Origin of the sequence: Microbacterium sp. Se5.02b (assembly GCF_019464375.1) — a bacterium.
Lineage (GTDB): Bacteria > Actinomycetota > Actinomycetes > Actinomycetales > Microbacteriaceae > Microbacterium.
The window spans coordinates 789,378-803,757 of the sequence record NZ_CP080491.1 but is presented as its reverse complement, the minus strand read 5'-3'; the positions used below and the strand labels follow the sequence as shown (position 1 = coordinate 803,757).

Below are 14,380 nucleotides of genomic sequence, written 5' to 3'. Positions count from 1 at the left end.
CCCCGGCGCCCTCTTCGCGGTGACTCAGAAGTCGAAGTCGCCGATGTTGTCCGCGTCGAACACGAACGGGTCGCCGAGCAGCACGACGCCGTCGGCGCCGACCGTGTACTCCCCGAGGTCGCCGGCGTCGAAGGTGTCGCCTTCCTTGCCGGTGATGTCACCCTCGACGAGCGCCTTGGCCGCGAACGCCGACAGGTAGCCGAGGTCGGCCGGGTTCCACAGCGCGAACGAGGTGACGGTGCCGTCCTCCACGTACTCCCGCATCTGGTTCGGAGTGCCGAGTCCGGTCAGCGCGACCTTGCCCTTGAAGTCCGAGGTCGACAGGTAGCGGGCTGCGGCCGCGATGCCCACCGTGGTCGGCGAGACGATGCCCTTCAGCTGGGGGTGGCTCTGCAGCAGGGCCGCCGTCTTGTCGAACGAGGTCTGATCGTCGTCGTCGCCGTAGACGGTCTCCACGATCGTGATGTCGGGGTAGTCGCTGGCGACGTACTCCTTCATCAGCTCGATCCAGGCGTTCTGGTTGGTGGCGTTGGCCGATGCCGACAGGATCGCGATCTCGCCCGCGCCGCCGATCTGCTCGGCGACCTGATCGATCTGCACCTTCGCGATGCCGTCGGAGTCCGCCTGGTTGATGAACAGGTCGCGGCACTCGGGGTTGGTGTCGGAGTCGAAGGTGACGACCTTGACCCCGGCGTCCCGCGCCTCGTTGAGCGCGTCGCAGATGGCCTTCGGGTCGTTCGCCGAGACCACGAGGGCGCCCACTGCCTGCTGCGTCGCGGTGTTGATGTAGCTCACCTGCGCGTCGGGCGTCGCCTCGGCGGGGCCGACCTCGGCGAAGGTGCCGCCGAACTCCTCGACGGCCTTCTTGCCTCCTTCACTGGAGGTGTCGAAGTAGGGGTTGCCCAGGTTCTTGGGCAGGAACGTGATCGACAGGTTGTCGGATCCGCCGCCGTCACCGGAGCCGGAGTCGCCCGACCCGCTGCCGGTGTCGGCGCAGCCGGTCAGCACGAGCGCTGCGGCGACGGCCACTGCGGCGAGCGCCGTGACCCTCTTGCGTGCAAACGTCATTGTTCTTCCTTTCGTGATGATCACCGCGGGCGGATGCCGGCGGCGAGAGGCTGCCTCATGGTGCGGGAGAGGCTGCGACGCGGAGGGGCGGTCCCGCTTTCGCGCGGATGCGCTGCGCCCAGGCGAGGACGCTGGCTGCGACGACCGAGAAGATCAGCAGACCGCCCGTGATGATGTTGATGACGTCGGAGGTGACTCCGGCGAGGCGCAGGCCGCTTCCGAGCACGCCGATCAGGAGCACCGCGGCGACCACACCGTGCAGGTGCCCCCTGCCGCCGAACACCGACACACCGCCGAGCACGACCGCGGCGATCACCTGGAGCTCGAGACCGGTGGCGTTGTCGCCGCGGGCGCTGCCGAAGCGCAGTGTGTAGAAGATGCCGGCGAAAGCGGCGACCACCCCGGACAGGATGAACAGGATGAACTTCGTCCGCTCGACGTTCACGCCGGAGAACCGCGCCGCATCCTTCGAGAGACCGATGGCGTAGATGCCCCGGCCGAACGGGGTGAAGTGCAGGACCACGGCGAAGATCGCGAGGAGGATCAGGAACGGGATGACGATGTAGGGGATCGTCGTGCCGGCGATCTTCGCCTTCGCCAGAGCCGTCCACATCTCCGGGAAGTCGGTCACCGCCGTCGTCCCGAGCAGTCCGACGGCGAGTCCGCGGAACAGCGCGAGCGTGCCGATCGTGACGGCGAGCGACGGGAGTCCGACGACCGTCACGAGGAACCCGTTGAAGGCCCCACCGACCGCTCCCACAAGGAGAGCGGCGAGCGCTGCGACCTCGAAGGGTGCTCCCGACTCGGTGAGCACGCCGGTGACGACGCTCGCGAGGCCCACCATGGAGCCCACCGAGAGGTCGATCTCGCCCGTGATCATCACGAGCGTCATGGGCAGGGCGATCAGCAGGATGGGGGCGACGTCGAGCAGCAGGTAGTTGACCGTGATGGGCTGCGCGAAGCCGCGGATCGACACGGCCGACACGAGCACGACGAGCACCAGGAGGGCGATGATCGCGAACTCGCGATTGATCAGCACCCGCCGCCACAGCGGTCGGTCGTAGTCGCGGATGATCCGCGTCGAGGTCGTGGTGGTGGTTGTCATGAGTCGTCCCTCGCCTCGATGAGCTGACGTTTCTGCCGCACGGCGAGCACGCGGTCCAGCACGATCGCGCCGATGATGAGCACGCCGACGACGGCGCGCTGCCAGAAGTCCGGGATGCCGAGGATCGGCAGCGCCCTGTTGATGGTCATCAGCAGCATCGCGCCGATGGCGGCACCCCACACCGACCCGACACCGCCGGTGATGGCGATGCCTCCGATGACGGCGGCACCCACGGCATCCAGCTCCCAGCCGGAGCCGACCTGCGAGCTGACCGATCCGTATCTGGCGACGTAGAAGACACCGGCGAGGCCGGCGAGCGCCCCGAGAGCACGAAGGCGCTGAGCACGCGGCGCGTGGTCTTGAGACCGTACAGCTCCGCGGCGGCGGGGTCGGAGCCGATCGCGTAGTACTCGCGCCCGCCCCGGGTGTTGCGCATGTACCAGGCGGCGATCGCCAGCACGACGATCGCGACGATCGACAGCACCGGGATCGTGAGGATCTGCTCGGTGCCGAGCCCGAGGAACGCCTTCGGGAGATCGGACGGATGCACCTGGTCGCTGCCTGTCCAGAGCACGTTTATGCCGCGATAGGCATAGAGGGTGCCGAGGGTGATCACCATCGCCGGCACCTTGGCGAACGCCACCAGCGCACCGTTGACGAGTCCGAGCAGGCCCCCGAAGATCACGGCGGCGATCACCACGACGGCGATCGGGATGCCGGGGACGTCCATGAACAGGCGGCCGGTGAGGAATGCCGTGAGGCCCATGACCGAGCCGACCGAGAGGTCGACGTTGCGGGTGATGATGACGATCGCCTGCCCGACTGCGACGAGCACGAGGATCGAGGGGGTGAGCAGCAGGTCGCGCCAGCCGTCGGCGCTGAACAGGAAGTTCGGATTCTTCACGGTCGCGGCGATCACGACGAGGATCAGCGCGACGAGGATCCCGACCTCGCGGGCGCGGCCGATGCCGCCGGGCTTCTTCGCGATCGCGGGGGCTGGTGCCGCGGTTGCCGTGGTGCTCATGCGTGCTGCTCCGATGCGTGGGTCGCGGCGAACATGACGTTCTCGCTGGTGGCGTCCTCGCGGGCGATCTCGGCGGTGATGCGTCCTTCTCGCATGACGAGCACGCGATCGGCCATGCCGAGGACCTCCGGCAGCTCCGACGAGATCATGAGGATTCCCCTCCCCTCGCCCGCGAGCTGCGAGAGCAGGCGGTGCACTTCGGACTTCGTACCCACGTCGATGCCTCTGGTGGGCTCGTCGATGATCAGCACCCGAGGGTCGGTGGCCAGCCACTTGGCGAGGACCACCTTCTGCTGGTTGCCGCCCGAAAGCGTGGCCGCGACCGTGTCGAGGGCGTGCGTCTTGACCTCGAGTCGCGACGCCCAGAGCGCGGCCGCGCGGTTCTCCATCCCGGTGGTGATGAGACCCCACCTGGCGAGTGTGCGGCGGATGGCGAGGGTGATGTTGCCACCGACGCTCGCATCGATCACGAGCCCCTGCTTGCGTCGGTCCTCCGGCACGAGAGCCAGGCCGTGGCGCATGGCGGCGGTGGGGTTGCGGCGCGGCACCGCGGCGCCCAGCATCCGCACCTCCCCTCCCGGTAGGCGTCGACGCCGAACACGGCACGCGCGACCTCGCTGCGACCCGCACCCACGAGACCAGCGAGCGCGACGATCTCACCGGCTCGCACCGTGAACGTGATGTCGTGGAACACTCCGGGGCTCGTGAGGCCTCGCACGTCGAGCAGTGGTTCGCCGATCTCGGCCTCCTGCTTGGGGAAGAGCTCGGTGACGTCGCGGCCGACCATCTGACGCACGAGGTCGTCGACGGTGGTGTCGGCGATGGGCGTCGTGTCGATGTAGGCGCCGTCACGCATCACGGTCACCGTGTCGCACAGATCGAACACCTCGTCGAAGCGGTGCGAGATGAACAGGATCGCGCGTCCCTCGTCGCGCAGGCTCCTCGCGACCGCGAACAGGCGGTCGACCTCCACGCCGCTGAGGGCAGCGGTGGGCTCGTCCATGATCAGCACGCTGGCGTCGAGGGAGATCGCCTTGGCGATCTCGATGATCTGCTGGTCGGCGATCGACAGCCCCTCGGTGATGCGATCGGGGTCGAGCGCGACGCCGAGCCGGCGGAAGATCTGATCGACCTCGGTGCGCATCGCCTTGCGATCGATGCGGCCGAGGGCGCGCGTGGGCTGCCGGCCCATGAAGATGTTCTCGGTGACGGAGAGATCGGGGAAGAGCGTCGGCTCCTGGTAGATCACGGCGATGCCAGCGGCCTTGGACTGCGCCGTGCTGGTGAAGTCGACCTCTTCGCCGTGGAGGCGGAAGTCTCCGGAGTCGCGACGGTACAGCCCGGCCATGATCTTCACGAGCGTGGACTTGCCCGCGCCGTTCTCGCCGATGAGGGCGTGGATCGAACCGGACTGGAGCGTGAGGCTTCCGGAGCGCAGTGCGATGACCGGCCCGAAGGACTTCACGACGCGATGCAGTTCCAGCGCGGTGGGGGGAGCACTGCGGGCGTGTGCGTCGTCGGCCACTGGCTTTCCTCTCCGTTGAGGGGGATGATGTTCGGAATGAACCGAGATGAATCGATTCAGGTGGGTTTCAGGCTAGTGTATGTGATGCGAGCGTCAGGTCAAGCCCTGATACCCGAACCGTGATCCACCCGACGACGAGAGGACAACAGTGGCGGTCAGCATCCGCGATGTCGCCCTCCGTGCGGGCGTCTCCGTCGGCACGGTGTCGAACGTCCTGAACCGGCCGGAAGAGGTCTCGAGCGATTCCGTCGCTCGCGTGAGCCGCGCCATCGAGGAACTCGGATACGTGCGCAACGATGCCGCCCGCAAGCTGCGCGCCGGCGTCAGCACCACCGTCGGATTCGTGGTCCTCGACGGGCAGAACCCGTTCTACAGCGACGTCGTCCGCGGCGCCGAGGACGAGGCATCCAGTCACGGCATCGCGATCCTGTACGGCAACACCGACGACGACCCCTCCCGCGAGAAGGTGTACCTCGATCTGTTCCGCGAGCAGCAGGTGCGCGGTCTGCTGATCGCGCCATACGGCGACGTGATGACGCAGCTGCGTCGGTTCCGTGCGAGCGGCATCGCGACGGTGCTCGTCGACAGGTTCAGCGCAGACAGCGGGTTCTCCTCCGTCTCCGTCGACAGCGTCGCCGGCGGAAGGCTCGCCGTGGAGCATCTGATCGAGGTCGGGCGACGCCGCATCGCCTTCGTCGGCGGCCCCTTCGACATGCGCCAGGTGACCGATCGACTGGCCGGCGCGCGCGCCGCCGCCGAGAACGCCTCCGTACACGTCGACCTGGAGGTCGTCCCCACGGCGGCCATGACCGTGGAGGAGGGCGCCGCGGCAGGAGCGCGGCTCCTCACCCGTCCGCGTCGTGAATGGCCTGACGCGCTGTTCGCCGCCAACGATCTCCTGGCGCTCGGTCTGCTGCAGTCCCTCGCCGCAGGTGGCCGGGTGCTCGTCCCCGACGAGATCGCCCTGATCGGATTCGACGACATCCCGTTCGCCGCCGCGGCCGCCGTTCCGCTCTCCTCGATCCGGCAGCCGAGCCGGATGATCGGACGCACCGCGCTCCGCATCGTGCTCGAAGAGGCAGCCGACCCCGACAGCATCCCGCGGCAGACGGTCTTCCCACCCGAACTCATCGTGCGCCGCTCCACCACGGGCTGACCTCACAGCCTCACCCCTTCTCGCGGTGAACCCCTCGCACCGGTGTCGTGTAATACTTTACTGTGCGCGTGGGGACGCGCCTCAGGGGTATCGATACTGGGGAGGCATGGCGACATGCGAAAGAAGACGATGTGGCGCGTCATCGCGCCGACGACGGCGATGGGGCTCGTGGCGATCGGCATCGCCTCGGCGAGCTCGACGGCACTCGCGGCCGACGACGCGGGGGCGTTCACCGACATCCACCTGGAATTCGCGGACGGCGCCGACGCCGCATACGTCGGAGGGGCGTTCCAGATCACGGCGGACTGGGCCGTGCCCGCCGGAGCGGATCGCGGTGCGAGGTTCGACATGGTCCTGCCGCCGGAGTTGCGCGGCGTGGACGAAGTGCCTTTCGTCGCCTCCGACACCCACGGACAGCCCGCGGCCACCTGCGCCGTCGGTGGGGGCGCCGGCCCGGCACTCACCTGCACACTGCTGGGGGCAGTCCATCGCAGGGAGGGCGTCGAGGGCTCGCTCCACTTCCCGGCCGTCGCCGCGACCGCCTCTGCGGGCTCGAGCCTCGGCTTCCGCATCGGGGTGGATCTCGTGAGCGTGGGAATCCCCGGCGGCGCACCCATCGTCATGCCCGGGCTCCCGACACCCGGGCATGGCGAGGGCGATACCCCGGCGACCCCGGCGCTCCGACCGATCCGGCGGGCCCGACCGACCCGGTCACTCCGACCGATCCGACCGACCCGGTCACTCCGGCCGACCCGGGCACTCCGGCCGACCCGGGCACTCCGGCCGACCCGGGCGCTCCGACCGGCCCGACGGACCCGACCGACCCGGGCACTCCAACCGATCCGGCAGGCCCGACCGACCCGGTCACTCCGACCGATCCGGGCACTCCGGCCGACCCGGGCGCTCCGACCGGCCCGACCGCCCCGGCGATCCCGGTCACTCCGGAACAGGCCGCCCCCGCTCCTCCGCCCGCGCCGGCTCCGGACCCGGCACCGGATCCCGCGGCCGCGCCCGGCTCTCTGTCCGACGCCGGCCCGTCGAGCCAAGAGGAGAGCCCTGCGCTCGATGCGGCCGACACGTCGACGTCCGCAGAACCCGTCGCGGGCGTCGCGCCGCTGGCCGACTCGGCGACCACCGACGCGTCTTCGATGTCGCCCGACGGAGAGACGCCACAACGCCCCGAAGCTTCCCGCGCCGAGCGCGGACAGGGCGTGGATCTCACCCCACCGCAGGGCGACCCAGCGCAACCGGAATACGTCGGCGCCGGCGATGCCGTGTCAGCTGAAGGACCGACCGCCACGCGGGCAGTCGTCGCTCCCGTCATCACCGGTTTGGGCGCGGCGCTCGTCGCGGCCTTGGTGGCGCTTGCGGTCACGTCCGCTCTGGTCATCCGACGGGGACGACTCGACGGCTGACCGCCGCCCTTCCCCCACGAGAATCGACCACATATGACAGCTGCCGTTTCATGCAGTAACATCTTACTCGTCAAACATTAAGCGCAATGGGCCTGGGGGCCGTTAGGGGAACGAAATGCGCATCAAATCGCTCAAGAAGCTCTTATCATCGGTGACGGTGGTGGGGCTGGCGACGCTGGGGGTCATCTCCGCCGGGGCTACGGCTTCAGCCGCCACGTACACATATCCCGACGCGATCACGAACGTGCAGATGGCGTTCGACACCGGGGAGTCGGCTCCCGCGGAGGTCGGTGACATCTTCACCGTGACGGCCGACTGGTCCGTGCCCAACGGCGCGGTCGGAGGTGAGACGTTCGGGATGACGCTGCCGACCGAGCTGCACAATATCGCGGGTGGTGCATTCGACCTCAACAACCCCGCGGGGGATCTGGTCGGTACCTGCACGATCAGCGAGGATGCCGCACCGGTCCTCACCTGCACGCTGACGGACTTCGTCAACGGCAAGGAAGACATCAGCGGAAGCCTCTGGTTCAAGGCTCAGGCCATCAAGTCGACCACGGACTCGACCCTCGAGTTCCAGATCGGCAACACGTTCGTGCCGGTGGGGATTCCGGGAGGCGGACCGATCGTCGGCACCAGCCCCGCCCCGACCAAGGTGTCGAAGGACGGATGGCAGTCGTTCGACAAAGGCGTCTGGGGCTGGACGATCAATGTCCCCAGCTCCGTCGCCTCTGGCGGGCAGTTCACGATCCAGGACACTCTCGTGCCCGGCTCGCTGCAGCTCGAGAACCACACGCTGACAGGGCAGGTGCGCGCCGAATGGCGTGCCGTCGACGGCAACGGCAACCTCACCGGGCCCGCCACCGCTGTTCCTGCGTCGGACTTCGTGCAGAACACCTTCGCCGCGGGCGGCAAGTCGTTCACCCTCACCATCGGCAATGTCCCGGCAGACCAGGCTCGCGCGTATCAGGTCATCTACTACACCACGCCCGACGGGTCCTTCTTCCCCGGCGACGCCTACGCCAACGAGGCGACCGTGCAGTCCACGACGGTGGGCACGACCTTCACATACCAGGCATCGGGCGGCGGTGACGGAGATGCCAAGTCCTACGCGCGCTTCTCGATCGCCAAGGCCGTCTCCGGCGAGGGCGCATCGCTCGTTCCCGCAGACACCGAGTTCACCGTGCACTACACCGTCGCAGGCGACGCCCGAGACATGACCGTCAAGGCCGGAGAGGCCAACCGCGTGCAGTCCGAGCGGTACCCGATCGGATCGACGTTCGTGATCTCCGAGGTCGATATCCCCACCATCGCGGGGGTCGACTGGGCCGACTACACGATCTCCGGCCCTGGCGTCACCGACAACGGTGACGGGACCTACTCCGTCACACCGGGCGACAACACCACCGTCGCGCTCACGCTCGACAACTCCGCTCTCGTCGTACCGCCGCCCACCGGCACGGTCTCGGTGACGAAGCACGTCACCGGCGCGGGCGCCGCACTGGTCCCCGACGCGAAGTACACGGTCCACTACGCGTACACCGTCGACGGCACCGCGACCGAAGGCGACCTCACGATCGCCGACGGCGACACCGCCGCGATCGACGCCACCCTCCCGGTCGGCACCGAGGTCACCTTCACCGAAGTCGCACCCAAATCGGTCACCACCGACCAGGGCACCGTGAAGTACGGCGACCCCGTCTTCACCGCAGGCGGCAAGACCCTCGGCACCACCGCCACCGTCACCGTGACCGACGCCGACCAGGCACTCGCCGTCGACCTCGAGAACCCGACGACCCTGGTACCGCCGCCCACCACACCGGAGACGCCTCCGGCCACGCCGCCGACGACCCCTCCGACCACCCCTCCGACGGGACTGGCGCAGACCGGCTCGTCGTTCGCAGCGGGCACGGCCGCGCTTCTCGGCCTGGGACCGCTCATCGCCGGCGGCGCTGTGTTCGTCGCACGACGGAAGGGCGTGAAGCACTGATCGTGATCTAGCCAGATGCGGCACCCGGGACATGTTCCCGGGTGCCGCATCTCTTTGACCGTGGGGGCTCCCGCGTGAGCCGGAGCCCGCTCGAACTTATCCCTCCGCGTTTGCCGACGCGATCAGCTGCTCGATCTGCTCGAAGGTCACAGGCAGGCCAGGGAACCCGGCGAGTCGACCGATCGGGAACGAGGCCATCATCTTCTCCATTGCTTCGTCATTCGGCATCATCGACGCCGCCGCCGCATCGCCGGCCTGCCCGCCCATCAGACCGCCGAGCGCCTGCTGCACGATGGGCCCCGCGACCGGATGCGCCATGAGATCGCCCACCGAAGAGTTCATGGTGAGTTCCTGACGCACCTCGTCGCCGGCGAGGTCGACGGTCGATGTCGACCGGATGTCACGGCTCGATACGGCCACATCGACGACGTACGTGCCGCCCTCGACGATCCACCGGTCGACACGCACGTCCCAGTAGGCGAGGTCTTCCCGGCGCACGACCAGCTCGACCGTACGGGTCTCCCCCGCGGCGAGCGCGACCGAGGCGAATGCCTTGAGCTCACGCGGCGCACGCTGCACGATCGACTGCTCCGGCGCCACATATACCTGCACGACCTCGCGCCCGTCACGATCGCCCGAGTTCGTGACATCGACCCCCACGACGATGTCTCCGCTCGCGCCCACTTCGACGGTCGCCGGCGCATAGTCGAAGCTCGTGTACGACAGCCCGTGGCCGAACGGGAAGGTCACATCGAGGCCCTTCGCGTCGTACCACCGGTACCCGACCAGCAGGCCCTCGCCGTAGCGCACGTGGCCGAACTCTCCGGGAAAGTTGCCGAAGGACGGGTTGTCCTCCAGACGCACGGGCACGGTCTCGGTCAGCTTTCCGGAGGGGTTGACGGCGCCGTAGAGCACATCGGCGACGGCGCTGCCCCCGGCTTGTCCGAGCAACCAGCCCTCGACGATCGCCGGAACACGGTCGGCGAAAGGCAGGGCCACCACGCCACCGTTGGAGAGCACGACCACGACGCGTCGGTTCACCTCGAGCACCGCATCCAGCACGGCGAGCTGCTCCGCGGGAAGGTCGATGTGCTCACGATCGAACCCCTCCGACTCCTCTGCCGCCGGGAGACCGAGGAAGAGCACCGCCACGTCCGCCGCACCGGCGGTCTCGACCGCCTCGGCCCGAAGGTCGTCGGCAGTCCGTCCAGAGGCAGCGATGGCTCCGCCCTCGACCGCGAAGCCTGCCGCGTAGCTGACGTTGTCTCCGCCGACCGCGCGCAGCTCGTCGAGGGCCTTGTCGACCCGGGTGGGGTTGATCAGCGATGAACCCGCCCCTTGGAAGCGCGGCTCCGTCGCGAACGCGCCGATCACGGCGATTCGCTGCTCGGGGGCGAGCGGCAGCAGCGCGCCCTCGTTCTTCAGCAGCACGATCGACCGACCGGCCGCCTCGCGGGCGAGCGCATGGTGCGCATCGACGTCGAGCGGTCCGTCCACAGCCGGACGCGCGCCGGCCTTGCGCACGAGCTCGATGGCCCGGGAGGCGGCTGTGTCGAGCACGCTCTCCTCGAGCGTCCCGGCGCGCACGGCCGCGACGAGCTGGGCATCCGTGCGTCCACCCGATGCGGGCATCTCCAGGTCGAGCCCGGCGGCGATACCCGCGACGCGGTCGTTCACCGCGCCCCAGTCCGAGACGACGAGGCCGCCGAAGCCCCAGTCGTCACGCAGCACGCTCGTGAGCAGCCACGGGTCCTCCGAGGTCCACACGCCATTGAGCTTGTTGTACGAGCACATGACCGTCCACGGGGCGGCGTCCTTCACGACCCGCTCGAACCCGCGCAGGTAGATCTCGCGCAGGGGGCGGGGGTCGACGTCGGAGCTCGCGCGCATGCGGTCGAACTCCTGGTTGTTCGCGGCGAAGTGCTTCAGTGAAGTGCCGACGCCCTTCGACTGCACACCTCGGACCGAGGCGGCGCCGAGCACGCCCGACACGATCGGGTCCTCGGAGAAGTACTCGAAGTTGCGACCGCACAGCGGCGAGCGCTTGATGTTGATGCCCGGGCCGAGGACGACGGCGACGTTCTCGATCGCGGCCTCCACCCCTATCGCGGCGCCCACCCGCTCGATGATCTCCGGGTCGAAGGAGGAGCCGATGCCGACGGCCGGCGGAAAGCACGTCGCGGGGACGCTGTCGGCGAGGCCGAGGTGGTCGGAGCTGCCGGACTGCTTGCGCAGGCCGTGCGGTCCATCCGTCATCATCACCGAGGGGATGCCCACGCGGTCGATGGCCTTCGTGGTCCAGAAGTCCGCACCGCTGGTGAGCGACGCCTTCTCCTCGAGCGTGAGGTCGGAAGCCGAGTTCTCGGTCATTGTGTTCCTTTCGCGGGCGACGTCGATGTCCTTGCGAAAACCTTATGCTCTTCAGTATTAGATTTCAAACGTCATTCAGGATTAGTGTCGAAGCATGGCTCGACGAGGTTCATACGCGAAGGGTGTCGCGCGACGCGAGGAGATCCTGGAGAGCGCGCTCGACGTGATCGGGCGCAAGGGCTACCAGAACGCCTCCCTCAAGGAGATCGCCGAGGTCGTCGGCGTCACCCCTGCCGCCCTTCTGCATTACTTCGGCTCGAAAGAGGAGCTCTTCACCGAGGTCCTCCGCAAGCGCGACGAGCACGACGGCCTCGACCCCGCCGGCCTCAGCGACACCGAAGCCAGAACCGCGTTCATCGACGTGATCCGCCATAACACCGAGGTCCCGGGACTCGTCGCGCTCTTCTCCCGCCTCTCGGTGGATGCGGCCGACCCCGAGCATCCGGCCCACCCGTATTTCCTCGACCGCAGTGCACGCCTGCGGGAGTCCATCGCGGACAACTTCGCCGGAGAGGAGCAGCACTCCGCCCTCGACCCCGACACCCTCGCCCGCGTCATCCAGGCCGCATCCGACGGACTCCAGCTGCAGTGGATGATCGACCCGTCCGTCGACATGCCCGGCATCATGGCCGCCCTCATCGACGCCCTGCTCCCCCCGGCGGTGCACGACTCCTAGCGCCCCTCCGGCACACTCGTCCGGCGCACCGAGGGACCCTTGTCGGGCGGATGCCCGGATGTCGGGCGAATGCCGGGGATCTGGTCCTGCATCCGGTCGCCCGCCCGACATCCGTGCGGACGGAACGGCGTCGCCCACTACCCCTTCACGGCACCCCCGAGCCCCGCCGACCGCAGGAAGACCGACTGGAACAGCAGGAACATCGCGATCGGGATCAACGTCGCGATCGCCAGCGCCGCCAGGAACACGTCGAGCTCGGTCTGCGACTGCACGGCCGGTAGCCGCACCGACAGCGGCTGCACCGCGGGGTCCGGCAGCACCAGCATGGGCCACAGATAGTCCTTCCACGCGGCGATGATCGCGAACACCGAGACCACTCCGAGAATGGGCTTCGACATCGGCAGCACGATCGACCAGAACAGCCGGAAGGGACCGGCGCCATCCGTGCGCGCGGCTTCGAACACCTCACGCGGCAGCGAATCGAAGAAGCGCTTGACCAGCAGGATGTTGAACGCGTTCGCGCCCATCGGCAGCCAGACCGCGAGGTAGTTGTTGAGCAGGTTCACCTCGCCGAGCAGCGGCGGATTCACGATCGTGAGATACAACGGCACGAGGAGCACGATGCCGGGGATGAACAGGGTCGCCAGCACCAGCGCGTTCAACACCGGCGCGTACTTCGGCCGCAGCACCGACAGTGCGAAACCTGCGGTCGTCGCGATGAACAGCTGGACGAACCAGGCGCCGAGCGCGATCACGACCGTGTTCAGGAAGTACTGGTCGATGTGGATGTCGTTCCATGCCGTCGACAGGTTCGCCCAGTCGATGCCGTTCGGCCACAGCGCGAAAGGCTGCTGCAGGGTGTCCTGCGTCGGTGTCACGGCCGACTTCGCGAGCCACAGGATCGGTCCGAGACCGGCGACCACCAGCCCGACGGCGAGGAACACGTGCGTGACGGACATCCCGATACGGATGCCGGGTCGCCGACGCTCCGAGTCCGAGATGACGGTGCGATCGCCGACACGGTCGGCGGCCTTCTCGGCGGCCTTCTCCGCGGCACGGGTGGAGAGGCGGGTGGTGAGGCTCACGTCGTGCTCCAACGGTCGGTCAGCCTGAAGTACAGCCAGGAGAGGAGGGCGAGGACGATCGCGAGCAGCACCGACACGGCGGTCGCCTCGCCGTAGTCGCCGCCCAAGCTGTTCCGGAAGGCCTTGTCGTAGATGTACAGCAGCACGGTCTTGGTCGCGCCGGCGGGTCCGCCGCCGGTGAAGAGGAACGGTTCCAGGAAGACCTGCGCCGTCGCGATGACCTGCAGGATCAGCATGATGAAGAGGATGCCGCGCAGCTGCGGCAGCGTGACGTGCCAGACCTTCTTCCAGATGCCGGCACCGTCGACCTCGGCCGCGTCGTAGAGCTCGGGCGGGACGCCGAGGAGCGCGGCCAGGTAGATGATGATCGACCCGCCGGCCCCCGCCCAGGTGGCTTCGAGCACGAGGGACGGCATGGCCTGAACGGCATCCTGGATCCAGGGTTGCGGCGGGATGCCGACGAACCCGAGCACCGTGTTGAACACGCCGGACGGGTCCGCACTGTAGAAGAACTTCCACAGCAGCACCGCCACGACCGGAGGGATCACGACGGGGAGGTAGGCCAGCGCGGAGTAGATCCCCTTGCCACGGCGCACCTCGCTCATGAGCACGGCCATGAGCAACGGCAAGGGGAACCCGAAGAGCAGGGCGAGCACCGCGAACCACAGCGTGTTGATCACGGCGCGGCCCAACTCAGGGTCGCCGATCACAGCGAGGTAGTTGTCGAAGCCGACCCATTCGGAGACGATCAGGTTCGTCTTCTGCAGGCTCATGATCACCGACTGCACGATCGGCGACCAGGAGAAGAACACGAACACGAACAGCATGGGAAGCACGAACAGGAGGTTCGCGAGCCCGCCGCCGCGGAACCAGGTGAGGGGCGAGCGGCGGCGGGAAAGGCGCGCAGCGGGCGGCGGAGAGTCCTCCACCGCCGCCCGCTGCTCGGGGAGCGTCATCGTCATGGAC

General features: G+C 68.4%; 9 protein-coding genes and 2 pseudogenes. 4 read left to right on the top strand and 7 right to left on the bottom strand.

The window, feature by feature from the left end; all coding sequences use genetic code 11:
- Window positions 1-24 precede the first annotated feature (24 nt).
- The 4 genes and pseudogenes from rhaS to K1X59_RS03990 form a co-directional block, all read right to left on the bottom strand.
- Window positions 25-1,068: a rhamnose ABC transporter substrate-binding protein gene (rhaS, locus tag K1X59_RS04005; protein WP_183151902.1), complete on the bottom strand. Its 1,044-nt coding sequence runs from the start codon at window positions 1,066-1,068 to the stop codon at window positions 25-27.
- 55 nt (window positions 1,069-1,123) lie between these two features.
- Window positions 1,124-2,173, bottom strand: a complete 1,050-nt coding sequence (locus K1X59_RS04000) for an ABC transporter permease (RefSeq protein ID WP_183151901.1) — start codon at window positions 2,171-2,173, stop codon at window positions 1,124-1,126.
- Window positions 2,170-3,197, bottom strand: a pseudogene (locus K1X59_RS03995) (ABC transporter permease). Before K1X59_RS03995 ends, K1X59_RS04000 begins: the two are co-directional and overlap by 4 nt.
- Window positions 3,194-4,722: pseudogene (locus tag K1X59_RS03990) on the bottom strand (sugar ABC transporter ATP-binding protein). The pseudogenes K1X59_RS03995 and K1X59_RS03990 overlap by 4 nt, the downstream one beginning before the upstream one ends.
- A 148-nt stretch (window positions 4,723-4,870) precedes the next feature.
- Here K1X59_RS03990 and K1X59_RS03985 point away from each other — a divergent pair.
- The 3 genes from K1X59_RS03985 to K1X59_RS03975 all read left to right on the top strand — a co-directional run bounded on the left by K1X59_RS03985 (window position 4,871) and on the right by K1X59_RS03975 (window position 9,283).
- Window positions 4,871-5,878 (top strand): LacI family DNA-binding transcriptional regulator, encoded by a 1,008-nt coding sequence (locus K1X59_RS03985; protein ID WP_183151899.1) that lies wholly within the window; start codon window positions 4,871-4,873, stop codon window positions 5,876-5,878.
- A gap of 1,211 nt (window positions 5,879-7,089) precedes the next feature.
- Entirely contained in the window at window positions 7,090-7,293 is a 204-nt protein-coding gene (locus K1X59_RS03980) for a hypothetical protein (RefSeq protein ID WP_183151897.1), read from the top strand.
- 115 nt (window positions 7,294-7,408) lie between these two features.
- Window positions 7,409-9,283 (top strand): DUF5979 domain-containing protein, encoded by a 1,875-nt coding sequence (locus tag K1X59_RS03975; protein WP_183151896.1) that lies wholly within the window; start codon window positions 7,409-7,411, stop codon window positions 9,281-9,283.
- A gap of 96 nt (window positions 9,284-9,379) precedes the next feature.
- On the opposite strand, the gene K1X59_RS03970 is transcribed toward K1X59_RS03975, so the two are convergent.
- A complete protein-coding gene (locus K1X59_RS03970; RefSeq protein ID WP_183151895.1) occupies window positions 9,380-11,653 on the bottom strand; it encodes a glycoside hydrolase family 3 C-terminal domain-containing protein in 2,274 nt (757 codons plus the stop codon).
- Window positions 11,654-11,747: 94 nt separating this feature from the next.
- On the opposite strand from K1X59_RS03970, the gene K1X59_RS03965 reads away from it, so the two are divergent.
- Entirely contained in the window at window positions 11,748-12,329 is a 582-nt protein-coding gene (locus K1X59_RS03965; RefSeq protein ID WP_183151894.1) for a TetR/AcrR family transcriptional regulator, read from the top strand.
- Between the two features lie 137 nt (window positions 12,330-12,466).
- Here the strand turns inward: K1X59_RS03965 and K1X59_RS03960 are convergent, their stop codons facing one another.
- Window positions 12,467-13,414, bottom strand: a complete 948-nt coding sequence (locus K1X59_RS03960; RefSeq protein WP_183151893.1) for a carbohydrate ABC transporter permease — start codon at window positions 13,412-13,414, stop codon at window positions 12,467-12,469.
- On the bottom strand, window positions 13,411-14,376 hold the full coding sequence (locus K1X59_RS03955; protein WP_183151892.1) for a carbohydrate ABC transporter permease: 966 nt from the start codon (window positions 14,374-14,376) through the stop codon (window positions 13,411-13,413). The genes K1X59_RS03960 and K1X59_RS03955 overlap by 4 nt, the downstream gene beginning before the upstream one ends.
- Window positions 14,377-14,380 lie beyond the last annotated feature (4 nt).

Excerpts from the sequence above, each read along its gene's own strand:
- K1X59_RS04000 (WP_183151901.1), bottom strand. The coding sequence starts at position 2,173 with ATGACAACCACCACCACGACCTCGACGCGGATCATCCGCGACTACGAC.
- rhaS (WP_183151902.1), bottom strand. The coding sequence starts at position 1,068 with ATGACGTTTGCACGCAAGAGGGTCACGGCGCTCGCCGCAGTGGCCGTC.
- K1X59_RS03970 (WP_183151895.1), bottom strand. The coding sequence starts at position 11,653 with ATGACCGAGAACTCGGCTTCCGACCTCACGCTCGAGGAGAAGGCGTCG.
- K1X59_RS03975 (WP_183151896.1), top strand. The coding sequence starts at position 7,409 with ATGCGCATCAAATCGCTCAAGAAGCTCTTATCATCGGTGACGGTGGTG.
- K1X59_RS03965 (WP_183151894.1), top strand. The coding sequence starts at position 11,748 with ATGGCTCGACGAGGTTCATACGCGAAGGGTGTCGCGCGACGCGAGGAG.
- K1X59_RS03955 (WP_183151892.1), bottom strand. The coding sequence starts at position 14,376 with ATGACGATGACGCTCCCCGAGCAGCGGGCGGCGGTGGAGGACTCTCCG.